The following is a 17723-nucleotide window of genomic DNA, read 5'->3' on the forward strand; positions in this document are numbered from 1 at the left end:
GACGAATTAACAGAACCCCAGAAGAAGCGTTCTTGGGTTTTGTGGGAGCGGGACAGCCATTTGAAATTGTTGCTCAATCACCATTCACACTCCAGTCCTACGCCCATGTTGACCAAACTGCGGTGTTGTGGATGTACTGGCATGACTTAGACAACTGGCCTCACTTCCGTCGTGAAGTTATGGATGCCTTTAGGTATCAGCACCAGCGTAAGCTACTGTGGCTGAGTGCCTTGGGACAACGCCGCACAATTGACCGACTCTTAGGATTTCTCACATTGTTAATTGAGGAATATGGAGAGCCAGCAATGAGCGACACTGATCCTGATGTGATTCGCGGTTATTGTCTGCCCTTCCCCCTCACCCATGCCCAAATTGGTAGTGCGATTGGTTCCACTCGTGTTACTGTCACCCGCTTGATGGGTAAGCTGCGTCAACGTGGTTTAATCCTGACTCAAGGCGATAATCTCATTTGCTTGCCAGCAGAGTCGATTAATAGAGCTGGTTAAAGCACAGTTCAGAGCGGCGATTTCCGCCACTCTGTCTTGAGCGCGATGGGCTACGCCCCGCCGGAGACGATCGCAAGAGTCAGCGAATTTTGACAAACCCAGCTTGGGAAATAAGTTCCTGTCCCTGCTCAGTCAGCAGTAAGTTGGCGTAAGCGACACCTGCTTGCTGCTCAGTCTGACCATTCTGTTTGACCACCACAAACAGATTTCGGGTAATTGGGTATTTTCCTGACTGGAAAGCCTCAATGTTCAATTTGTTCCGTTTACCAGGACATTCGGACGGGAGGACAGATGGTTCTTGGTATGGAGCAATATATTGCCCTTGCGTCCGCCCCAACGGCAAGGCTTTGATTGAGCATTGAGGAATCACCTCTGGGGCAGAAGCGTAGTAGATACTACCAGGACTACCAGCCAATTTTTGCAAGGCTTGGGTGGTTGTGGAGATAAATTCCACATTGGGACTGAAAGGTTGACCACCCAAGATATCTTGGACAAAAAGTTCCACCGTACCGCCATCAGCAATGCGACGGGAATAGGGCTTAATCGGAATATTGGGGCCGCCCACCTGGCTCCAATTATTGATTTTACCTGTGTAAATTGACTTTAACTGGTCTACAGTTAGCCCTTGGATGTTAAGGTTAGGGTTAACTGCAACTGCTAAACCATCAATTGCCACAGGAATTTGTTTCAAAGTGAACCCACGCTGCTGGGCACGGTTTAATTCCTGATCTAGAACTGGTCGGGAGGACTGGGCAAAAGCTAGTTGACCGTCTATCAGAGATTGAATGCCAGTACCAGTACCAGGAGATGCATTACTGGGTTCTACATAGCGCAGCCGAAACTCTGGCCGCGCGGCTTGAAGTGCTGGATCAACTACCAACCGAATCGGCGCCCAAGATGTACTGCCTCCGTAATTAAATAATCCTGTAGGAACATCCTGTACTGAAGTAAAATTATTGCCACTAGCCTGTTCTGATGCGGCTTGGGGCGTTTTGGTGCTACTAGAATTAATTGTATTTAGGTTAACACCAGACTTTTTAGTAAACCACCAAAAACCGCCAGCTATTAGCCCGACCGTGATTAGGATGGATAATACAAGAATAGTTGTTTCATTTTTTTGGGACATAGTATAATTACTCACGCGTCCATTCAATACAAATGCTTAACTTGATAAGTGCTTGCTATTTGAAATTGTATTTGGAGGACGGGTGTTTTATTAACAAATGCTGACAAATCCTCACTTTTGACTACAAAAGATGCCAAGGTATAATAAATCTCCCTTGGATTATTGTGTGTTTTTTAAATTTGAGCGCTGGTAAGAACAAATTGACAGTAAAGTTTTTCCCCATAAAGTTCAATTTCTCATTTTGAGGATTTTTCCAGGTTAAGTATTGGTTAATTTTTAATTTTTTATTACTGATTATCGGACTGGTTCAAAGTCATAATTCGTGCCGGAGCGGGAACCAGGAACAATTTTTACAAGTTGGACTGGCGCATTGCGATCGCCTGATGCTAAAAACCGAATTGTACCAGAAGCACCAGTGGCAGAAAAGTCAGAGGATAAGAGTGCAAGTTGTACTCCAGAACGTGTAGGATTGCGTTTTAATGCCTCAATCAGAGCTACAGTGGCATCATAGCTAAGGGCACTTCGCCAACTCACGTCACCGCCCCATAGCTGCCCCGATTTCTGAGGAAAATCTGACTTAGGATCGCTATGAATATGCCAGGGAACTGCCAATACCATCCCCACAGCTTGTTCTCTGCCAATTTCTAAAGTTTTAGGGGTATAAACATCATCTCCCGCCAGCAGAGTTAACTTTTTCTGGTTAATCTGAATTACTTGCAGCGCTTTATCGAGAGTTTCAGTGTTAGCAGCTAACATCAATACTTCTGCACCTTGCTTAGTTGCTTGTTCTACACTTTTAGCCGCACTAAAACCCACCTGAGACAAATCAAATTCGCTGGATACTTGTCCACCCTCTAGGGAAACAGATGAAACAAACTCGGACTTTAAGGACTGGCTATAGTTACTCTGAGAATTAAAGAAAATCACTGCATTTTTTTTCTGCAAGGTTCTCACCATATAGTTGGCTAAACTTCTAGCAGCCATAAAATCACTGGGAACCGTGCGAAAAACGTAGCGGCTAAAGTTAGAAATTTTTACAGATGTACTGGTAGGGGAAATTGTTACAAGTTGTCCTGAAGTATAAATAGTACCGGCGGCTAAGGTGGAATCGCTAGTATTAGGCCCAACTACACCTAATACTTCTGAATTACTAACTAGGTTAGAAGCGATTTGCTTGGCTATTTGTGGATTATCATCATCGTTAACTATCCCTACCCTTAACGGTACTCCCTTAACTCCTCCAGAGGTATTAATTTCATTTTGGGCTTGGGCGATGCCACGCAAAATCTCTAAAGCAGCATTGGGGTCAGTGCCGAATGGTACAGAAGCCATAATGGTGTAGCTCTTGGAAGAACCAATGCGGGCATTGTTCAGAAAAATTAGCGTCTCTGGATCGTTACGGTTGAGTTTTAGGGCATCTGTAAAATTAGCGATCGCTTTATCATAACTTTTAGCTGCGATCGCCTGTACTCCTTCTTTTTTCACTGGAGAAATGTCACCCAAAGTCAAGGATTTTTCCCCAAAACTAATGCGGTCTTGTAAAGATAGATTGCTACCTGTTTCTGGATTTTGAGTGATACTATTACTAAATTTGACCCCATTGTTAGTAAACCACCAAACACTACCGCCAACTATTCCAACGGTCAACAGCAGGGTCAAAGCTAAAATTTTAGTTTCATTTTTTTGTGACATGAACAAATTTAAATAAAATAAAAATGTTTATTATTTGTAGAACTTATGTCTGAAGGTAAAAAACGAACTATTCCAGATGCACGATAAATAAAAGTTTAAGAGAGTTTTTGTATAATTCCTAATTTGATTATTTCGATAATTTTAACAATTTGGATCATTTAATTCTGACAAATCCAGCCTTTTCGATCAGTTCTTGACTCTGAGGTGTCAGCAGCCAATTTGCATAAGCTTCTCCAGCTTGCTGATCTGTTTGACCATTCTGTTTAACAATTACAAATAAATTGCGAGTAATTGCATAATCTCCACTACGAAACGCCTGACTATTCAACTGGTTACGTTTATTGGGACATTCAGATTGAGGTACAAGGGGTTCTTGGTAGGGAGGCACAAATTGACCGCTTGTCCGCCCTAGTGGTAGGGATTTAATCATACACTGGGGTACAACCTCTGGAGCAGAAGCATAGTAAATTCCACCAGGACTTGCAGCTACTTTGCGTACTGCTTCTGTGGTTGTACTAATGTAATTAACGTTATTACCAAAATTCTCTTTATTTAAAACATTTTCTACAAAAAACTCGACTGTTCCCCCAGCTTCTTTACTGCGAGAGTAGACTGTAATTGGTAAATTTGGCCCACTCACCTGTTGCCAATTAGTAATTTTGCCAGTGTAGATATCTTTGAGTTGGGCGACAGTTAAACCAGAAACATTAAGATTTTGGTTAACTGCGATCGCAATTCCATCAATCGCCACCGGAATCTCTTTCAAACTAAAACCTTTTTGTTTAGCTTCGGCATTTTCTTCTGCCTTAATTGAGCGAGAAGATTGAGAAAAAGCTAGTTGATTATCTATCAACATCCGAATCCCAGTTCCAGATCCTGGTTGACCTGAAGGAGGTTGAGTATAACGTAAAGTAAATTGAGGGCACAGGCTTTCTAATACAGAGTCTACGTCTTTACGAATGGGTGCCCAGGTTGTGCTACCTCCATAGGTGAATGTTCCTTCTGGAAGATTTGGTACGTTACATTTGTTGTTGACAAACTGCTTTGTGGAATTATCTGTGTTGCTACTCCCCGAAGGTTTAGGAACAGTTCCATTTAGTTGCGCCCACCGTTCCATAAAAAACCATAAGCCACTAAAGATTAAGCCAATGGTGATGATAGCAGCTAAGAAAAGGCTAAGTGTTTCGTTTTTCTGAGACATAGTTAGCTGTTAGCACCAGGAGTTTTTTAAAGTAAGAGGGATAATAATTTATAAATAAGTCGAAACACGGCTGTTAAAGAAATGGCTACTAAGGCTGCTGCAACTGATAAAATTACTACTTCCTGAATACCATGACCCCCCCGTAAAAAAGGGATAAAAAAAATAATAGCAAAACTAATTGTTGGAATAATTAATAAATCGAACTTTTCAATCCACCGCCTAGTTTGGGCAAATATCAGTATGCCCAAAATCACACATGCAACAGTGAAAGTAACTATTGGTGATTTTACTAGACTGAAGAGGGCGATCACAATTAATGCTCCTTCAAATCCACTAAATGCCGCCCCACCCAGCAATTCCACTGTCGAAAAGGCTGGTTGAGTTGGTGAAGGGCGGGGGACGACGGGACTAGAACTGGGTGGTTGTGGCGGAAGTGTTACAGAAGGCGAATTTTGTTGTGTAGAAGCATGAGCCGCCTGTGAGTTAAGTGCATCTAAAACCTCTTGGGCTGACTGGAAACGCTGATTAGCAGCAGGTAGCAGCATCTTGTCTAAGATATCAGCAAGGCGAGGGCTGACAGTCACTTGGGTTCGCCATTTCCACTGGTTGCTATAGGCATCAAAGAGTTGAACTGCTTCTTGATTTGTCAACAAAATAAGAATAGTTACAGCCAAAGCGTATAAATCCGTAGATGGAAAGACTTGACCCCCAGCCATCTGCTCAGGCGGTGCAAATCCCATAGAATAAATTCCTGTGGAAGAAGCAGCAGAACCAAGTGCAGCATTTGTTACTTGCTTAACTGCGCCAAAATCTAGTAAAAAAAGTTTACCATCACGACGGCGCATGATGTTAGAGGGTTTAATATCTCTGTGAATAATGCCTCTATAATGGACAAACTTTAGCACCTTCAGGATTTCTTGCAGCACCTCCAACACTTGCTGTTCAGAAAACTTGCCTTGTTGAACTAATTCTTCCTCTAAGTTTTGCCCATCAATGTATTCTTGTACCAAGTAAAAAAACTGGTCTTGCTGTCCTGGTTGTAAACCATTAACTATCACTGGAAAGAAAGCAAACAAGTCAGGGATTTGCTCGTGATCGTTACCCAGTTGTGATAAAACTTCTGCCTCTCTCTCAAACATCAACTGTGCTTGTTGCAGTTGATTGAAGCTTAAATTTCCCGCCGGTTGAAACTGCTTTACTACGCATTGGCGCATTCCAGGTATTCGGCGATCGCGTGCCAAAAAGGCTGCTCCAAATCCCCCCCTTCCCAGCAGCTTTATGGGGACATATCGACCATCTAGTAGCAGTGGCATACCACAGCTAGTACAGTATTTTTGCTGCGTTGTTTTCAGCGTCGTAATATCATCTAAATCGGCAAAATAGTTTTGTGGGCGTGGGCAACGTGGACGAGTACAGTAAACTTCCATTTTTGTGATTAGTCATTAGTCAAAATAATTCGTAATTGATAATGCGTAATTCATTTAGGTTACATAGAAACTAAACTTCTTTATCAAGAACAGGAAACTTTTTTACTGATGTCAAATTCTTAGCTTGCCTACGTTACGCTAGGTGAAAAGCTATGAAATAATAATTACCAATTACGAATTACGAATTATTTGTTCATTGGTGATTCACAAAAAACATAGGACAAATGACGTAGACCCCCTAAGGGTAGGACTAATCACCAGATTTTAGTCTTCGGCGGCAGAGGTAGACGTTGCTATATCTAATGTAGATATCACTATGCTTTTTTGTGCCAATGTTAACACATCTTGACTCCATCCAGGATTAGCAAACTGGGGCAAAATTTCCCGGCTAAAAGCTTCTGCGGCCTTGGATCTATAGCGATTAGGATTAAAAATCAGCCACAGTGTCCGTTTGACAACAACTCCTTCAATGGGGGTACGATGCAGAACACCCATTTGTAACTCTTTAGCGATCGCGCTAGTTGAAACAAAGGCAGCCCCCAAACCAGATTGCACAGCATTTTTAATTGCTTCAATGGAATTTAATTCCATTTCAACCTTAAAACGTCTGGTATCAATTTCACAGCGTGCTAGCACTTGGTCAATTACTTTGCGGATAGTAGATTGGGAATCTAGGGCAATGAATTGTAATTTGTATAGGTCTTCTTTTTGGATTTTTTCCAGTTTGCTAAAGGGATGAAAGACAGGTAGAATTAACGCTAGTTCGTCTTCAGCGTAAGAAAGAACTTCCAAGGATTCTGATAATTCACCAGGAATTTCACCACCGATAATTGCCAAATCAACTTGTCCGTTAGCGACGCTCCAAGCAGTCCGCCGGGTAGAGTGGACGTGTAATTGCACTGCCACATCTGGATATTTTTGTCGGAACATCCCGATCATCTTGGGTAAAAGATAAGTGCCAGTGGTTTGAGAAGCACCGACAATTAAAGTACCGCCTTGGAGATTTTGTAAATCCTCGATCGCGCGACAGGTTTCCTGACACAGACTGAGGATTTTTTCACCGTAACTTAGGAGTAGATGCCCTGCTTCGGTTAATTGGGCGCGTCGTCCTCCCCGGTCAAATAGGGGGACATCTAGCTGCCGTTCGAGATTTTGCACTTGCAAGCTGACGGCAGGTTGAGAAACGTAAAGACTATCAGCGGCACGCTTGAAGCTTCCTTCTTGGGCGATCGCTTTTAAAATACGTAACTGATCTAAAGTGAAAGGAAGGTCAGACATAAGGCTCAAACCACAAACTTTAAAAGGAGCGGATGCACACAACAAATCAGGTTTGGCAATAATTAGCCAGGTATGATTTGTTGCATATTAAACTTGAAAACTTGACTCGAAAAAGACAGTAGCACAACATCTTGACTAAAGTCTCCCTTTGAATACTTTGTGGTATTGGTTGTACTGAGTTCCATTTTCTTTAAATTATTTCACCCGTGTATATGCTGTTGATTTCTTGGTTGACACCCAGTCATTTTGTCATGCTGGGGCTACAAATAGTTTTTGCGATCGCTCACAGTGGAGGCGCTGCTTTGCGTCCTTGGGCAGAAAAATATATTGGCCCAAGGCTTTATCGCGTTCTCTTTGCATTAGTCAGCCTACCGTTGGCTGTGATATTAATTATTTACTTTTTTGGGCATCGATATGATGGTTTGCAACTTTGGCAGGTACAAGGAGTAGCAGGAGTGCGAGAATTTGTTTGGCTGCTGTCAGCTATCTCGTTTTTATTTTTATATCCTGCTACCTTCAATCTACTAGAAATTGCTGCCATTCAAAAGCCCCAAGTTCATCTCTATGAAACAGGAATTATTCGGATTACCCGTCATCCTCAGATGGTAGGACAAATAATTTGGTGTGTTGCCCATACTCTGTGGCTTGGTACTACCTTCACACTTGTCACTTCTATTGGATTAGTGTTGCATCACTTGTTTGGAGTTTGGCATGGCGATCGCCGTTTAAGCGATCGTTATGGGGAAGCCTTTGAAATTGCCAAACAACGGACTTCAATTATTCCCTTTAAAGCAATTATCGACGGGCGTCAATCTATCAAATGGCAGGAATTTATTCGCCCTTCCTATTTGGGAGTTGCCATTTTTATAGCTTTGCTTTGGTTATCGCACCCTCTGTTGCTGGAAGCAACTAGTAAGATAAGATGGGAAATCTAGACGATCCCCAGTGTCAGCATAAAATCCAAAATAGATGAGGATTTCAGCTTATCAATTGCCCTAAATCAATGTAGGATAAATTCAAACATCTATCGATGGGGTGGTCTGAGTCGAGTTAAGATTTTAAATTGGTAGTTATTGGTTAGTTGCTTTTCCTTGGGGAAAAATGCTCAGATTCAGTCAGATCCCCAGGTGTACATGGCAATCAGGAGCCTAACATCCAAACAAGCCACCATGAGAATGGCGCTGGCTTTTATTGTCAGAGACACATCAACACGCTCAATTTTTGCCTAATTATTCTGTGTCCTGAGATTTGGTTCCTGAAAGCATCTATCGGCAGTTACTGACTTGCCAATGTTTCACTTCTATGCTGATAGGTAGTTTAATATAAAAACCTTATAATCCAAGAGGCGTCATGGTGTTGTCGGTTAGTGAGCAGACATTTACTCAAGAAGTTTTAGAATCTCCTATTCCTGTTTTAGTTAATTTTGAAGCACCTTGGTGTGGCTTGTGTCGGATTATCCACCCACTGCTATTGCAATTTCAAGCCCAATGTGGGGAAGAAATTAAATTAGTTGGGGTTAACGCCGATCAAAATTTTAAATTGTCTACTACTTATAGGCTCAAATCACTACCTACTTTACTATTGATTGAAAATGGCACTATTCGCCATCGCTTGGAATGCTTTCGTGGTAGAGAAGATTTACGTATAGCTTTAGAAGACATTAAAGGTAGGTACACCAATAGCTCGAAAATTTACAAAAGTTCAAAAACAGTGGACTTAGAGTGTTGGTCAGCCTAATGGATATTGGGTATTGGGCATGGGGCATGGGGCATGGGGCTAAAGACTAATGACCAATGACCAATGACTAATGACCAAATCTAAAACCATGCTTAACACCCCACCCAACTCAGTCTTGGGTGGGTTATTTTATCCTAAAGGGTGTGTGTCACAATTATTAACAGTTTCGACACGCTAAATCAAGAATTCTAAAAGTAGGCGTCAGTGATGGAAGTAATCTATCAGTATGCCTGGCTGATTCCGGTGTTCCCTCTTCTTGGGGCAATGCTGGTCGGTCTAGGGTTAATCTCGTTGAATCAGGTGACAAACCGCCTCCGCCAGCTTAATGCTGTGGTGATTATCTCCATGATGGCAGCAGCTATGGGGATGTCGTTTGCCTTGCTCTGGAGTCAAATTCAAGGACACGCGCCTTATTTACGCACCTTTGAGTGGGCGGCAGCAGGTAATTTTCACCTGAGCATGGGCTACACTATTGACCACCTGACAGCCCTAATGCTGGTGATTGTCACAACGGTAGCCTGCTTAGTCATGGTTTACACCGATGGCTACATGGCTCACGATCCCGGTTACGTGAGGTTTTACGCCTATCTCAGTTTATTTGGCTCTTCAATGTTAGGTTTGGTGGTCAGCCCCAACCTAGTACAGATTTATATATTCTGGGAACTCGTCGGGATGTGTTCCTACTTGCTGGTCGGTTTTTGGTACGATCGCAAGTCAGCAGCAGATGCCGCTCAAAAAGCATTTGTAACCAACCGGGTGGGCGACTTTGGTTTATTACTCGGCATTTTGGGGCTGTTCTGGGCAACAGGAAGCTTTGATTTTAATATCATGGGCGATCGCCTCGCTCAACTTGTCGAATCAGGTTCTATCAGCAATTTTCTCGCTGTCCTGTTTGCGATTTTAGTTTTCTTAGGTCCAGTTGCAAAATCAGCGCAATTTCCCCTCCACGTCTGGCTACCAGATGCGATGGAAGGCCCCACCCCCATTTCTGCCTTGATTCACGCGGCAACAATGGTGGCGGCTGGTGTTTTCCTGATTGCCCGGATGTACCCAGTATTTGAAGACGTTCCAGCCGCAATGAATGTCATTGCTTTTACTGGGGCGTTTACGGCGTTTTTGGGGGCAACTATTGCCATTACCCAAAACGACATCAAAAAGGGCTTGGCTTACTCCACCATTTCCCAACTTGGTTATATGGTGATGGCAATGGGAATAGGTTCCTACAGTGCTGGACTATTCCACCTGATGACCCACGCCTATTTTAAGGCGATGCTGTTCTTGGGTTCAGGTTCCGTAATTCACGGTATGGAAGGTGTCGTTGGACACGACCCCGCCTTAGCGCAAGATATGCGCTTGATGGGTGGACTGCGGAAGTATATGCCCATCACAGCAACTACCTTTTTGATTGGTTGCTTGGCAATTTCTGGTATTCCACCCTTTGCTGGTTTCTGGTCAAAAGATGAAATTTTGGGGAAGGCTTTTGAGGCTAACCCACTCCTCTGGTTTATCGGCTGGCTAACTGCCGGGATTACGGCTTTCTATATGTTTAGAATGTATTTCTCGACATTTGAAGGCAAATTCCGGGGTAATGACGAGAAAATCAAGCAAAAACTCAAGAGTGCTGCCGCGACAATTGTCCTGGAATTAGAGTCAGCAGAACCAGCCCCGAATTTTGGGCCTGGGGCGATGAAGAAAGGAGAATTGGCGGCAACTAGTCAGCATAATGATTCCCATGACTCCCACGGTCATCACAGCGACTCCCCCCACGAATCGCCGTGGACAATGACGCTGCCGTTGGCACTGTTGGCTGTGCCTTCGATTTTGATTGGTTTGGTGGGAACTCCCTACGCCAATTATTTTGAAGAGTTTATCTTTCCTCCTAGTGAAACCCTCTCCGAAGTTATAGAAAAGGCTGCCGAATTCAATCCGACGGAATTCTACATCATGGCGGGTGCTTCAGTCGGAATATCCTTGATTGCGATTACCCTGGCTTCGCTGATGTATTTGCGCCGTAAAATTGATCCGGCTGCGATCGCTGCTAAAATCCAACCACTTTACGAGTTATCCCTCAACAAGTGGTACTTTGATGACATTTATCATCGGGTTTTTGTCCTCGGCTTGCGTCGCGTAGCTAGACAAGTTATGGAAGTTGACTTCCGCGTTGTTGATGGTGCTGTTAACCTCACAGGCTTTTTCACCCTTGTCAGTGGTGAAGGTCTGAAGTACCTAGAAAACGGTCGCGCTCAATTCTATGCCTTGATTGTGTTTGGGGCGGTTTTGGGCTTAGTGATTGTTTTTGGTGTTACCTAATTTTAATCGGGGTGGGCGATCGTCCGCCCCTAAGTTTTTTAAGAGTCTAAGTTAGACTCCTTTTTTTTGGCTGATAGTTCAGTAATTCGATAGTTTAGAAAAAGGCAGTGAATAGGCACATGACAAAGAAGAAATACATTTACTGGCAAGATGATGATATGTGGTTAGGTTATCTCGAAGAATATCCTGACTATTGGACTCAGGGTGAAACAGAAGAGGAGCTAAGAGAAAATCTACTTGATATTTACAGCGAATTAACAAGTGGAAAGATCCAAAATATTCGTAGAGTTGCAGAACTTGAAGTCTCATGAAACGAAGAGATTTAATTAGTAAGCTTGGCAGTTTAGTGTTCTTATTTGTGTTTCTGCTTTAGCGATGGGTTATTCAAAATATGGAATTTTATTATAAGTGGTAAATCAAATAGCGATCCTGTTATGAAAAAAAGCTTTCATAATCGTCATGGCTACCTATCCAGAACCATGTAACTGTGTCACCCTCCAAAACGCCAATTGCTCGATAATTGCGAGTTATTCTGACAGACCAAATATTCTCCTCCTTATTTATACATTTGAAATGCAAAGACGGATGAAAAGGATTTTCTCTCCATAACTGATAAGCTTTTCTTGCACTCTGTCTAACTTGCTTGTCAAGGGACTGATATTTATCCCAAAACGAAGGAAGAGTTGCAGACTTCACAAATTTTCATAGTTCATTGGTTTTGCAAGCCCTTCTGCAATCTCTCTTTTAGCAGATTGGGCAGATGCGATCAGTTGTTGTTGAGTTTTCTTAAATGATTTATTCCATTTCAATTCATCTTGCAAATCTTCCAGGTACTCTCGGAGATGTTCTGCAACTCTTTCTTGCACATCTTCAGATAAAGATTCCATCATCTTAATTACAGTAGCGATCGCTGGAGATGACATAATTAAATTTCCTTTATCAACTTTCCCTGTCTATTTTACTAATTTACTAAAAAAACTCAATCAAATCACCTATTGTCGTGATGAGAGCGATCTATTGCCAAAGTTATACAGGGACGAGTCCATCTGTTGTTTCTCCATTTACGTTGGTGACATAACGAATTTGACTTTCAATTTGTGGGATTATCATTATGGTTAGGGACTTCCAAATAAAAAAATATCCCCAAATTGACACAAAAATCCTCTCTATTCCTCTTCTCTCTGTGTTCTCTGCGTCTCTGTGGTTCGTTTATTTGGATAATTTATTTCTTGGAAGTCCCTTATTTCTCCTGCTATGCTTTTTTGTACCAAATCGCTTTTTTCAACAACCACCAAACAGCATCGTGTATTTTTAGCGATGGGTTGGACTACGCGTAGACGCGGAGCGGCTTATCGTAGACATCGCACCCCTCAACTATAATTTTACCAACTTTTTTAAGGTAAATTTTTGACTTAGCTGGGAGTATCACAACGCACATTCCGCACCCGCAACTGTCAAAAAAGACTCCCAAGAGGAAAAATAGGGGATTGCCAATTTAATTAAATCAACCTAACGAGGAAGACGAAATCCTCAAAAAGCTGTTACTTAATAACTAGTGACTTTTTGCCAAACATGATTTTGATAGCAGACGAATTGTGATGAATACAGCTAATTTTCCGTGGCTGACGACGATTATTCTGTTGCCGATAGCCGCTTCACTACTGATTCCCATCATCCCGGATAAAGAAGGCAAAACAGTGCGCTGGTACTCCCTCATTGTAGGGCTGATAGATTTTGCACTAATTGTTTATGCTTTTTATACTGGGTATGATTTCTCCAATCCAGATTTGCAGTTGGTCGAGAGTTACCCCTGGGTACCCCAACTAGATTTGAATTGGTCAGTAGGGGCAGATGGTTTATCTATGCCCCTAATTATTTTGACTGGATTCATTACCACGCTGGCGATTTTAGCAGCTTGGCCTGTTACCTTCAAGCCGAAGCTATTTTACTTCTTGATTTTGGCGATGTATGGCGGTCAAATTGCCGTGTTCGCTGTCCAGGATATGCTGTTATTTTTCCTGGTGTGGGAACTGGAACTAGTACCGATATACTTCTTGCTGTCGATTTGGGGAGGCAAAAGACGGCAGTATGCAGCGACTAAATTTATTTTATACACCGCAGGCGGTTCGCTGTTTATTTTGCTGTCTGCCCTGACAATGGGATTTTACGGCGATACGGTGACGTTTGACATGCGATCGCTCGCCTTAAAAGACTTTGCCCTCAATTTCCAACTTGCGGCCTATGCTGGCTTCCTGATTGCCTACGCTGTCAAGTTGCCGATTATTCCCTTGCACACCTGGCTACCTGATGCCCACGGTGAAGCCACAGCGCCCGTACACATGCTATTAGCAGGTATTCTGTTGAAAATGGGCGGTTACGCCTTAGTTAGGATGAATGCCCAAATGCTCCCCGATGCCCACGCTTATTTTGCACCAGTGTTGGTGGTTTTGGGGGTAGTTAATATCATCTACGCTGCCTTAACATCCTTTGCCCAGCGCAACCTGAAGCGAAAAATTGCCTACTCCTCAATTTCCCACATGGGCTTTGTGATGATTGGGATTGCCTCCTTCACCGATTTGGGATTGAGTGGGGCAGTGTTGCAAATGGTTTCCCACGGATTAATTGGGGCGAGTTTGTTCTTCCTGGTTGGCGCAACTTACGATCGCACCCACACCCTGATGTTGGATGAAATGGGCGGTGTTGCGAAGAGAATGCCGAAGATTTTCGCTATGTTTACCACCTGTTCAATGGCTTCTTTGGCACTGCCAGGGATGAGCGGTTTCGTGGCAGAATTAATGGTATTTGTTGGCTTTGCTACTAGCGATGCTTATAGCTCTACCTTCAAAGTCATTGTTATATTCTTGATGGCAGTGGGAGTAATTTTAACTCCGATTTATCTGCTGTCGATGTTACGAGAAATTTTCTACGGAGAAGAGAACAAGGAATTAGTTTCTCACCAAGCTTTGATAGATGCTGAACCCCGTGAAGTATTTATCATTGCCTGTTTGTTAATTCCAATTATTGGTATTGGTTTCTATCCCAAATTGCTGACTCAGATGTATGACGCTACAACTGTACAATTGACAGCAAGATTGCGTGATTCCGTGCCGACATTAGCACAGAAACAAGAAGAAACGCTAAAGGTTTCTTTGAGTGCGCCCCAAATTGGTAATTAAGTAGCGATCGCTACTTTAGTTTAAACATTGATTGCTTTGAGGGCGGGTTTTCTACCTGCCCTTTTTGTTAATAACTCGAAATTTTTGATTCGGTAAAGTAAAAAAGAACCCATCGAACTGAGTTAAAAAAACTTTGTATTGGTAAATAATGAGATGTATTTTTTACAACTATCATAAAAATAGATTTTAAGCTGATTTATTTGTTTGCAACCAGTTAAGTAAATCTTCCATAGCAGTAAAATCTAACAAAGCTTCGCCAAGGTTTTCTAATTGATTTAAAGAAAGAGATTGGATGCGCTCTTGCAATTCTGGTGATAATTCTCCCACTCGTCTTTGTAGTAACCTTAAAATAAGCTGTTGTTCACCTTCTTGTTTTCCGCGCTTGTAGCCGATGCGCTCACCTGTAGTTATATATCTCATAGCCCGCTCCTGCTCAAATTGTTTAAACTCTTCCCAAAACTGATTTTCTAATGCCTTTGGTAATATCATAACCCAATCGATAAATCGATACAGATTGCGAATATCCTGCTCTCCTAACCCCAAATCATATAGTCTGCGAATTAAGCTAAATTTTCATATTTTGCGTTGTTCGGGTGATGAGCGCGTCTGCTGTGTTTTCAAATGCGCCATGACAACAGTTGCAAATGGATTATCGCTATTTTCTAACTCGTGAAATCGATTTTCGTAATCCAAAAGTTTAATACTGCCAAATTCAAAAGTTAAGCGAGTATTGGGATAATTGTAACTGTAATTGCTTGGTCGCCATTCGCGGTTTGGATCGCAGAGAATTGCAAGGCTTATTGCTGGTCGATCAAAGCGGTCAAATATGCGAAAATTGTAGGTAAACATCCGCTTGCTAAAGTTATCTTCTTTTTGTCCCTGAATTTCGACATGGATTAATAACCAAAGTTCTTCCCCTTGGGTTTGCCAAACTTTGACTAATTGATCGGCATATCTTTTACCCTGTTCAGCTTCATGAGCTATTTGTTGAAATTCTTTATCTAGAAATTCGTAGGGACGTTCCCAATCAATTAATACAGAAGTTTCTGGAAAAAAGAAATGCATTGCTTGGGTAAAATAAGCTTCTATAATTTCTTTCCAAGGGCTATCAAAATCAGCGCGCTCACTAATATTAGTCATGAATTGATTGCAGATGATAATTTTGGAAAATTCTTAATATTGAGCTTCGCTTTGCTCAACTATAGCATTCATAAATCATGCATTAAAAATTGTGCCGATATTAGCAAAAAAAAATAGGCGCCAAAGATTTTTTTGAATGCACTCAAAATTGCTAATTAGATAGCGATCGCTATTTTAGTTTAAATATTTATTGCTTTGAAGGCAGGTACAAAACCTGCCCTTTTTTGATAAGCTTTTGAAGCGGTACATAGCAGAAGAAAAATATTCCGCCTTTTTTTGCTATTGTCAGTTAGAGACTCTGGTAATCAGTATCGAAAAACCATGAATTTAATGTAAAATTTTGCAATCACAAGTCTGTGACTACTGAGAAAGATCCACAGGCGATGTCTAGAACAGGCTACGCCTAGACTAAAAATGGTTATTTATTCTTGCACTGCGATCGCACATCAATAGATTACTTACAATCTATCTAGAATCAAATTTGGCAAAACCGCTCATGTTAAACTACAATCCACTGCATTGTTTGCCATCTTCCGAAGAATTACCCGACTCAGATGATACTGCTGTGGATAATGAACTCCAAAATTTAATTCCCGGCTTGCTGAAAACGACACTGGCTTTAGTTTGGTGCGATCGTTGGGATTGGTTCTTTGGTGTTGACATGGGTATTTATTATCACCCAGACAAGCCAGCCATTGTCCCTGATGGATTTCTCAGCTTAGGAGTTAAACGCTTCATTGATGAGGACTTGCGCCTAAGTTATGTGTTATGGGAAGAAAAGAAGCAGCCAATTTTAGCACTAGAAGTTGTTTCCCAAATATATCGGGAAGAATATAGCACTAAAAAAGAATTCTATGCCAAAGAATTAGGAATTTTGTACTACGTTGTATATAGTCCGCTTCGGCGTAGAAAGACACCATTTGAGGTGTATCACCTAGTTGATGGGGAATATATCTTAATGTCAGGAAATCCCGTTTGGCTACCAGAGATTGGTTTAGGAATTGGGCGAGAACGGGGAATTTATCAAGGTATAGTGCGGGAGTGGCTGTACTGGTATGACGAAGAAGGGCAAAAATTACTGGCACCAGAAGAACGCATCAGAGAAGCGGAAGAACGTACAGCTTTTGAAGAACAGCGACGGGTGGAAGCAGAACAACAGGTGAAAATGTTACTTGAAAGGTTGAATGCGCTTGGTGTTGATCCAGAAAGTTTGTTATAGATTCACTAGATTTTGGAATTTTCGCTGCCTTAATGTTAATTGGCTTCCTGGTTAGGGAATTATATCTATAAAGCAACTCATAGCTTGATGGTGCAACTCGTCATGGCTGGTTGCTCAATAAATATATTTACCAAAACCTGCATCAAAAATATGGAAGTTAAATTAGGATTTGGAGCAGTCCCAAAACCTCAATATGTTTTTGTCAGCAAAGAATTGGATCACTGCTGGTATATGCTATCCGACGATACAAGACAAATCCCAATTTATGAGAGAGCCTTGGCTGGGGTGATAACTGGGATAGAAGTTAATAAAAAAGTGGAAACTTCACATGGAGAAGCAGAAAAAACTGATTTGCATATTCTGGCAGACAAACCTTATGTTATCCGCTCAGGAAGTGAATCTTACTTTTCTAAAAGTTTGTTGCTTTCACTTGATGCCTTGACTTCTGAACAATTGCATCATCCATTGACGATCGCAGTTAGTCCTGGAGAAAGAACAATTGTATTTTGTGCAATTTATAATCCAGTCACTTATCGTTCTATAGGTGTTAGTTGGAATGGACACAGGGAAATTGACTGGCAAGCTTTAGGACAAAAAGTAAGTTTAAAAATTAATTGTATTCAAAATTTACATCAAGATGAAATCCAAATATCTGCTAATACAACGGCATCAGAAATTCATGCAGTTTTAATAGCTCAAACTGACAGATATTTAACCCAATTAAATTGGACTCCAGAGCAGGGAAGAGACTATTTACAACAGAAATATGGCAAGCGATCGCGTCTACAACTCACTGATACAGAAATTCTGGATTTCATTGATTACCTAAAGCTACAACTAACCCAAAACTGCCCAACTTAGCTGCTGTTGGGTTAGTGTGCGATAACTGCGATTCCCCTGTTGGTACACCC

15 protein-coding genes and 1 pseudogene are annotated in these 17723 nt (G+C 41.8%); 8 read left to right on the forward strand and 8 right to left on the reverse strand.

Annotated features, from left to right (window positions below; all coding sequences use genetic code 11):
- The coding region (locus V7K25_RS20120; RefSeq protein ID WP_335160262.1) for a Crp/Fnr family transcriptional regulator at nucleotides 1-506 on the forward strand (506 nt) is incomplete at its 5' end.
- A 79-nt stretch (nucleotides 507-585) separates the two neighbouring features.
- Here V7K25_RS20120 and V7K25_RS20125 read toward each other — a convergent pair.
- From V7K25_RS20125 to V7K25_RS20145, 5 genes are all read right to left on the reverse strand, one after another.
- A complete protein-coding gene (locus tag V7K25_RS20125) occupies nucleotides 586-1632 on the reverse strand; it encodes a PstS family phosphate ABC transporter substrate-binding protein (protein WP_335160263.1) in 1047 nt (348 codons plus the stop codon).
- Nucleotides 1633-1926: 294 nt separating this feature from the next.
- Nucleotides 1927-3324 (reverse strand): ABC transporter substrate-binding protein, encoded by a 1398-nt coding sequence (locus tag V7K25_RS20130; RefSeq protein ID WP_335160264.1) that lies wholly within the window; start codon nucleotides 3322-3324, stop codon nucleotides 1927-1929.
- Nucleotides 3325-3478: 154 nt separating this feature from the next.
- Nucleotides 3479-4525 carry a PstS family phosphate ABC transporter substrate-binding protein gene (locus V7K25_RS20135; protein ID WP_335160265.1) on the reverse strand — a complete coding sequence of 349 codons (1047 nt, stop codon included), beginning with the start codon at nucleotides 4523-4525 and terminating at the stop codon, nucleotides 3479-3481.
- Nucleotides 4526-4551: 26 nt separating this feature from the next.
- The gene (locus V7K25_RS20140; protein ID WP_335160266.1) at nucleotides 4552-5952 is read right to left on the reverse strand and encodes a serine/threonine-protein kinase; all 1401 of its coding nucleotides are present in this window, start codon (nucleotides 5950-5952) and stop codon (nucleotides 4552-4554) included.
- A gap of 264 nt (nucleotides 5953-6216) precedes the next feature.
- On the reverse strand, nucleotides 6217-7230 hold the full coding sequence (locus V7K25_RS20145) for a LysR family transcriptional regulator (protein WP_335160267.1): 1014 nt from the start codon (nucleotides 7228-7230) through the stop codon (nucleotides 6217-6219).
- Nucleotides 7231-7442: 212 nt separating this feature from the next.
- Between V7K25_RS20145 and V7K25_RS20150 the strand changes: the two genes are divergently transcribed.
- From V7K25_RS20150 to V7K25_RS20165, 4 genes are all read left to right on the forward strand, one after another.
- Entirely contained in the window at nucleotides 7443-8165 is a 723-nt protein-coding gene (locus tag V7K25_RS20150) for an NnrU family protein (protein ID WP_335160268.1), read from the forward strand.
- A 415-nt stretch (nucleotides 8166-8580) separates the two neighbouring features.
- Entirely contained in the window at nucleotides 8581-8967 is a 387-nt protein-coding gene (locus tag V7K25_RS20155; RefSeq protein ID WP_335160269.1) for a thioredoxin family protein, read from the forward strand.
- A 207-nt stretch (nucleotides 8968-9174) separates the two neighbouring features.
- A complete protein-coding gene (locus V7K25_RS20160; RefSeq protein ID WP_335160270.1) occupies nucleotides 9175-11277 on the forward strand; it encodes an NAD(P)H-quinone oxidoreductase subunit 5 in 2103 nt (700 codons plus the stop codon).
- 107 nt (nucleotides 11278-11384) lie between these two features.
- Nucleotides 11385-11588: a type II toxin-antitoxin system HicB family antitoxin gene (locus V7K25_RS20165; RefSeq protein ID WP_335160271.1), complete on the forward strand. Its 204-nt coding sequence runs from the start codon at nucleotides 11385-11387 to the stop codon at nucleotides 11586-11588.
- Nucleotides 11589-11709: 121 nt separating this feature from the next.
- Here the strand turns inward: V7K25_RS20165 and V7K25_RS20170 are convergent, their stop codons facing one another.
- Both V7K25_RS20170 and V7K25_RS20175 read right to left on the reverse strand, forming a co-directional pair.
- Nucleotides 11710-11973, reverse strand: coding sequence for a type II toxin-antitoxin system RelE family toxin (locus V7K25_RS20170; protein ID WP_335160272.1), 264 nt, complete (start codon nucleotides 11971-11973; stop codon nucleotides 11710-11712).
- A complete protein-coding gene (locus tag V7K25_RS20175) occupies nucleotides 11970-12200 on the reverse strand; it encodes a hypothetical protein (protein ID WP_194000940.1) in 231 nt (76 codons plus the stop codon). Before V7K25_RS20175 ends, V7K25_RS20170 begins: the two co-directional genes overlap by 4 nt.
- A 675-nt stretch (nucleotides 12201-12875) precedes the next feature.
- Here V7K25_RS20175 and V7K25_RS20180 point away from each other — a divergent pair.
- Nucleotides 12876-14453 carry an NAD(P)H-quinone oxidoreductase subunit 4 gene (locus V7K25_RS20180; protein ID WP_335160273.1) on the forward strand — a complete coding sequence of 526 codons (1578 nt, stop codon included), beginning with the start codon at nucleotides 12876-12878 and terminating at the stop codon, nucleotides 14451-14453.
- A 186-nt stretch (nucleotides 14454-14639) separates the two neighbouring features.
- On the opposite strand, the pseudogene V7K25_RS20185 reads toward V7K25_RS20180, so the two are convergent.
- Nucleotides 14640-15593 (reverse strand): annotated as a pseudogene (locus tag V7K25_RS20185) (DUF4351 domain-containing protein).
- 496 nt (nucleotides 15594-16089) lie between these two features.
- Between V7K25_RS20185 and V7K25_RS20190 the strand changes: the two are divergent.
- A complete protein-coding gene (locus V7K25_RS20190) occupies nucleotides 16090-16812 on the forward strand; it encodes a Uma2 family endonuclease (protein WP_335160274.1) in 723 nt (240 codons plus the stop codon).
- Nucleotides 16813-16962: 150 nt separating this feature from the next.
- Nucleotides 16963-17673, forward strand: a complete 711-nt coding sequence (locus V7K25_RS20195) for a hypothetical protein (RefSeq protein ID WP_335160290.1) — start codon at nucleotides 16963-16965, stop codon at nucleotides 17671-17673.
- Nucleotides 17674-17723: the final 50 nt, after the last annotated feature.

This window comes from Nostoc sp. (genome assembly GCF_036919495.1).
Lineage (GTDB): Bacteria > Cyanobacteriota > Cyanobacteriia > Cyanobacteriales > Nostocaceae > Nostoc.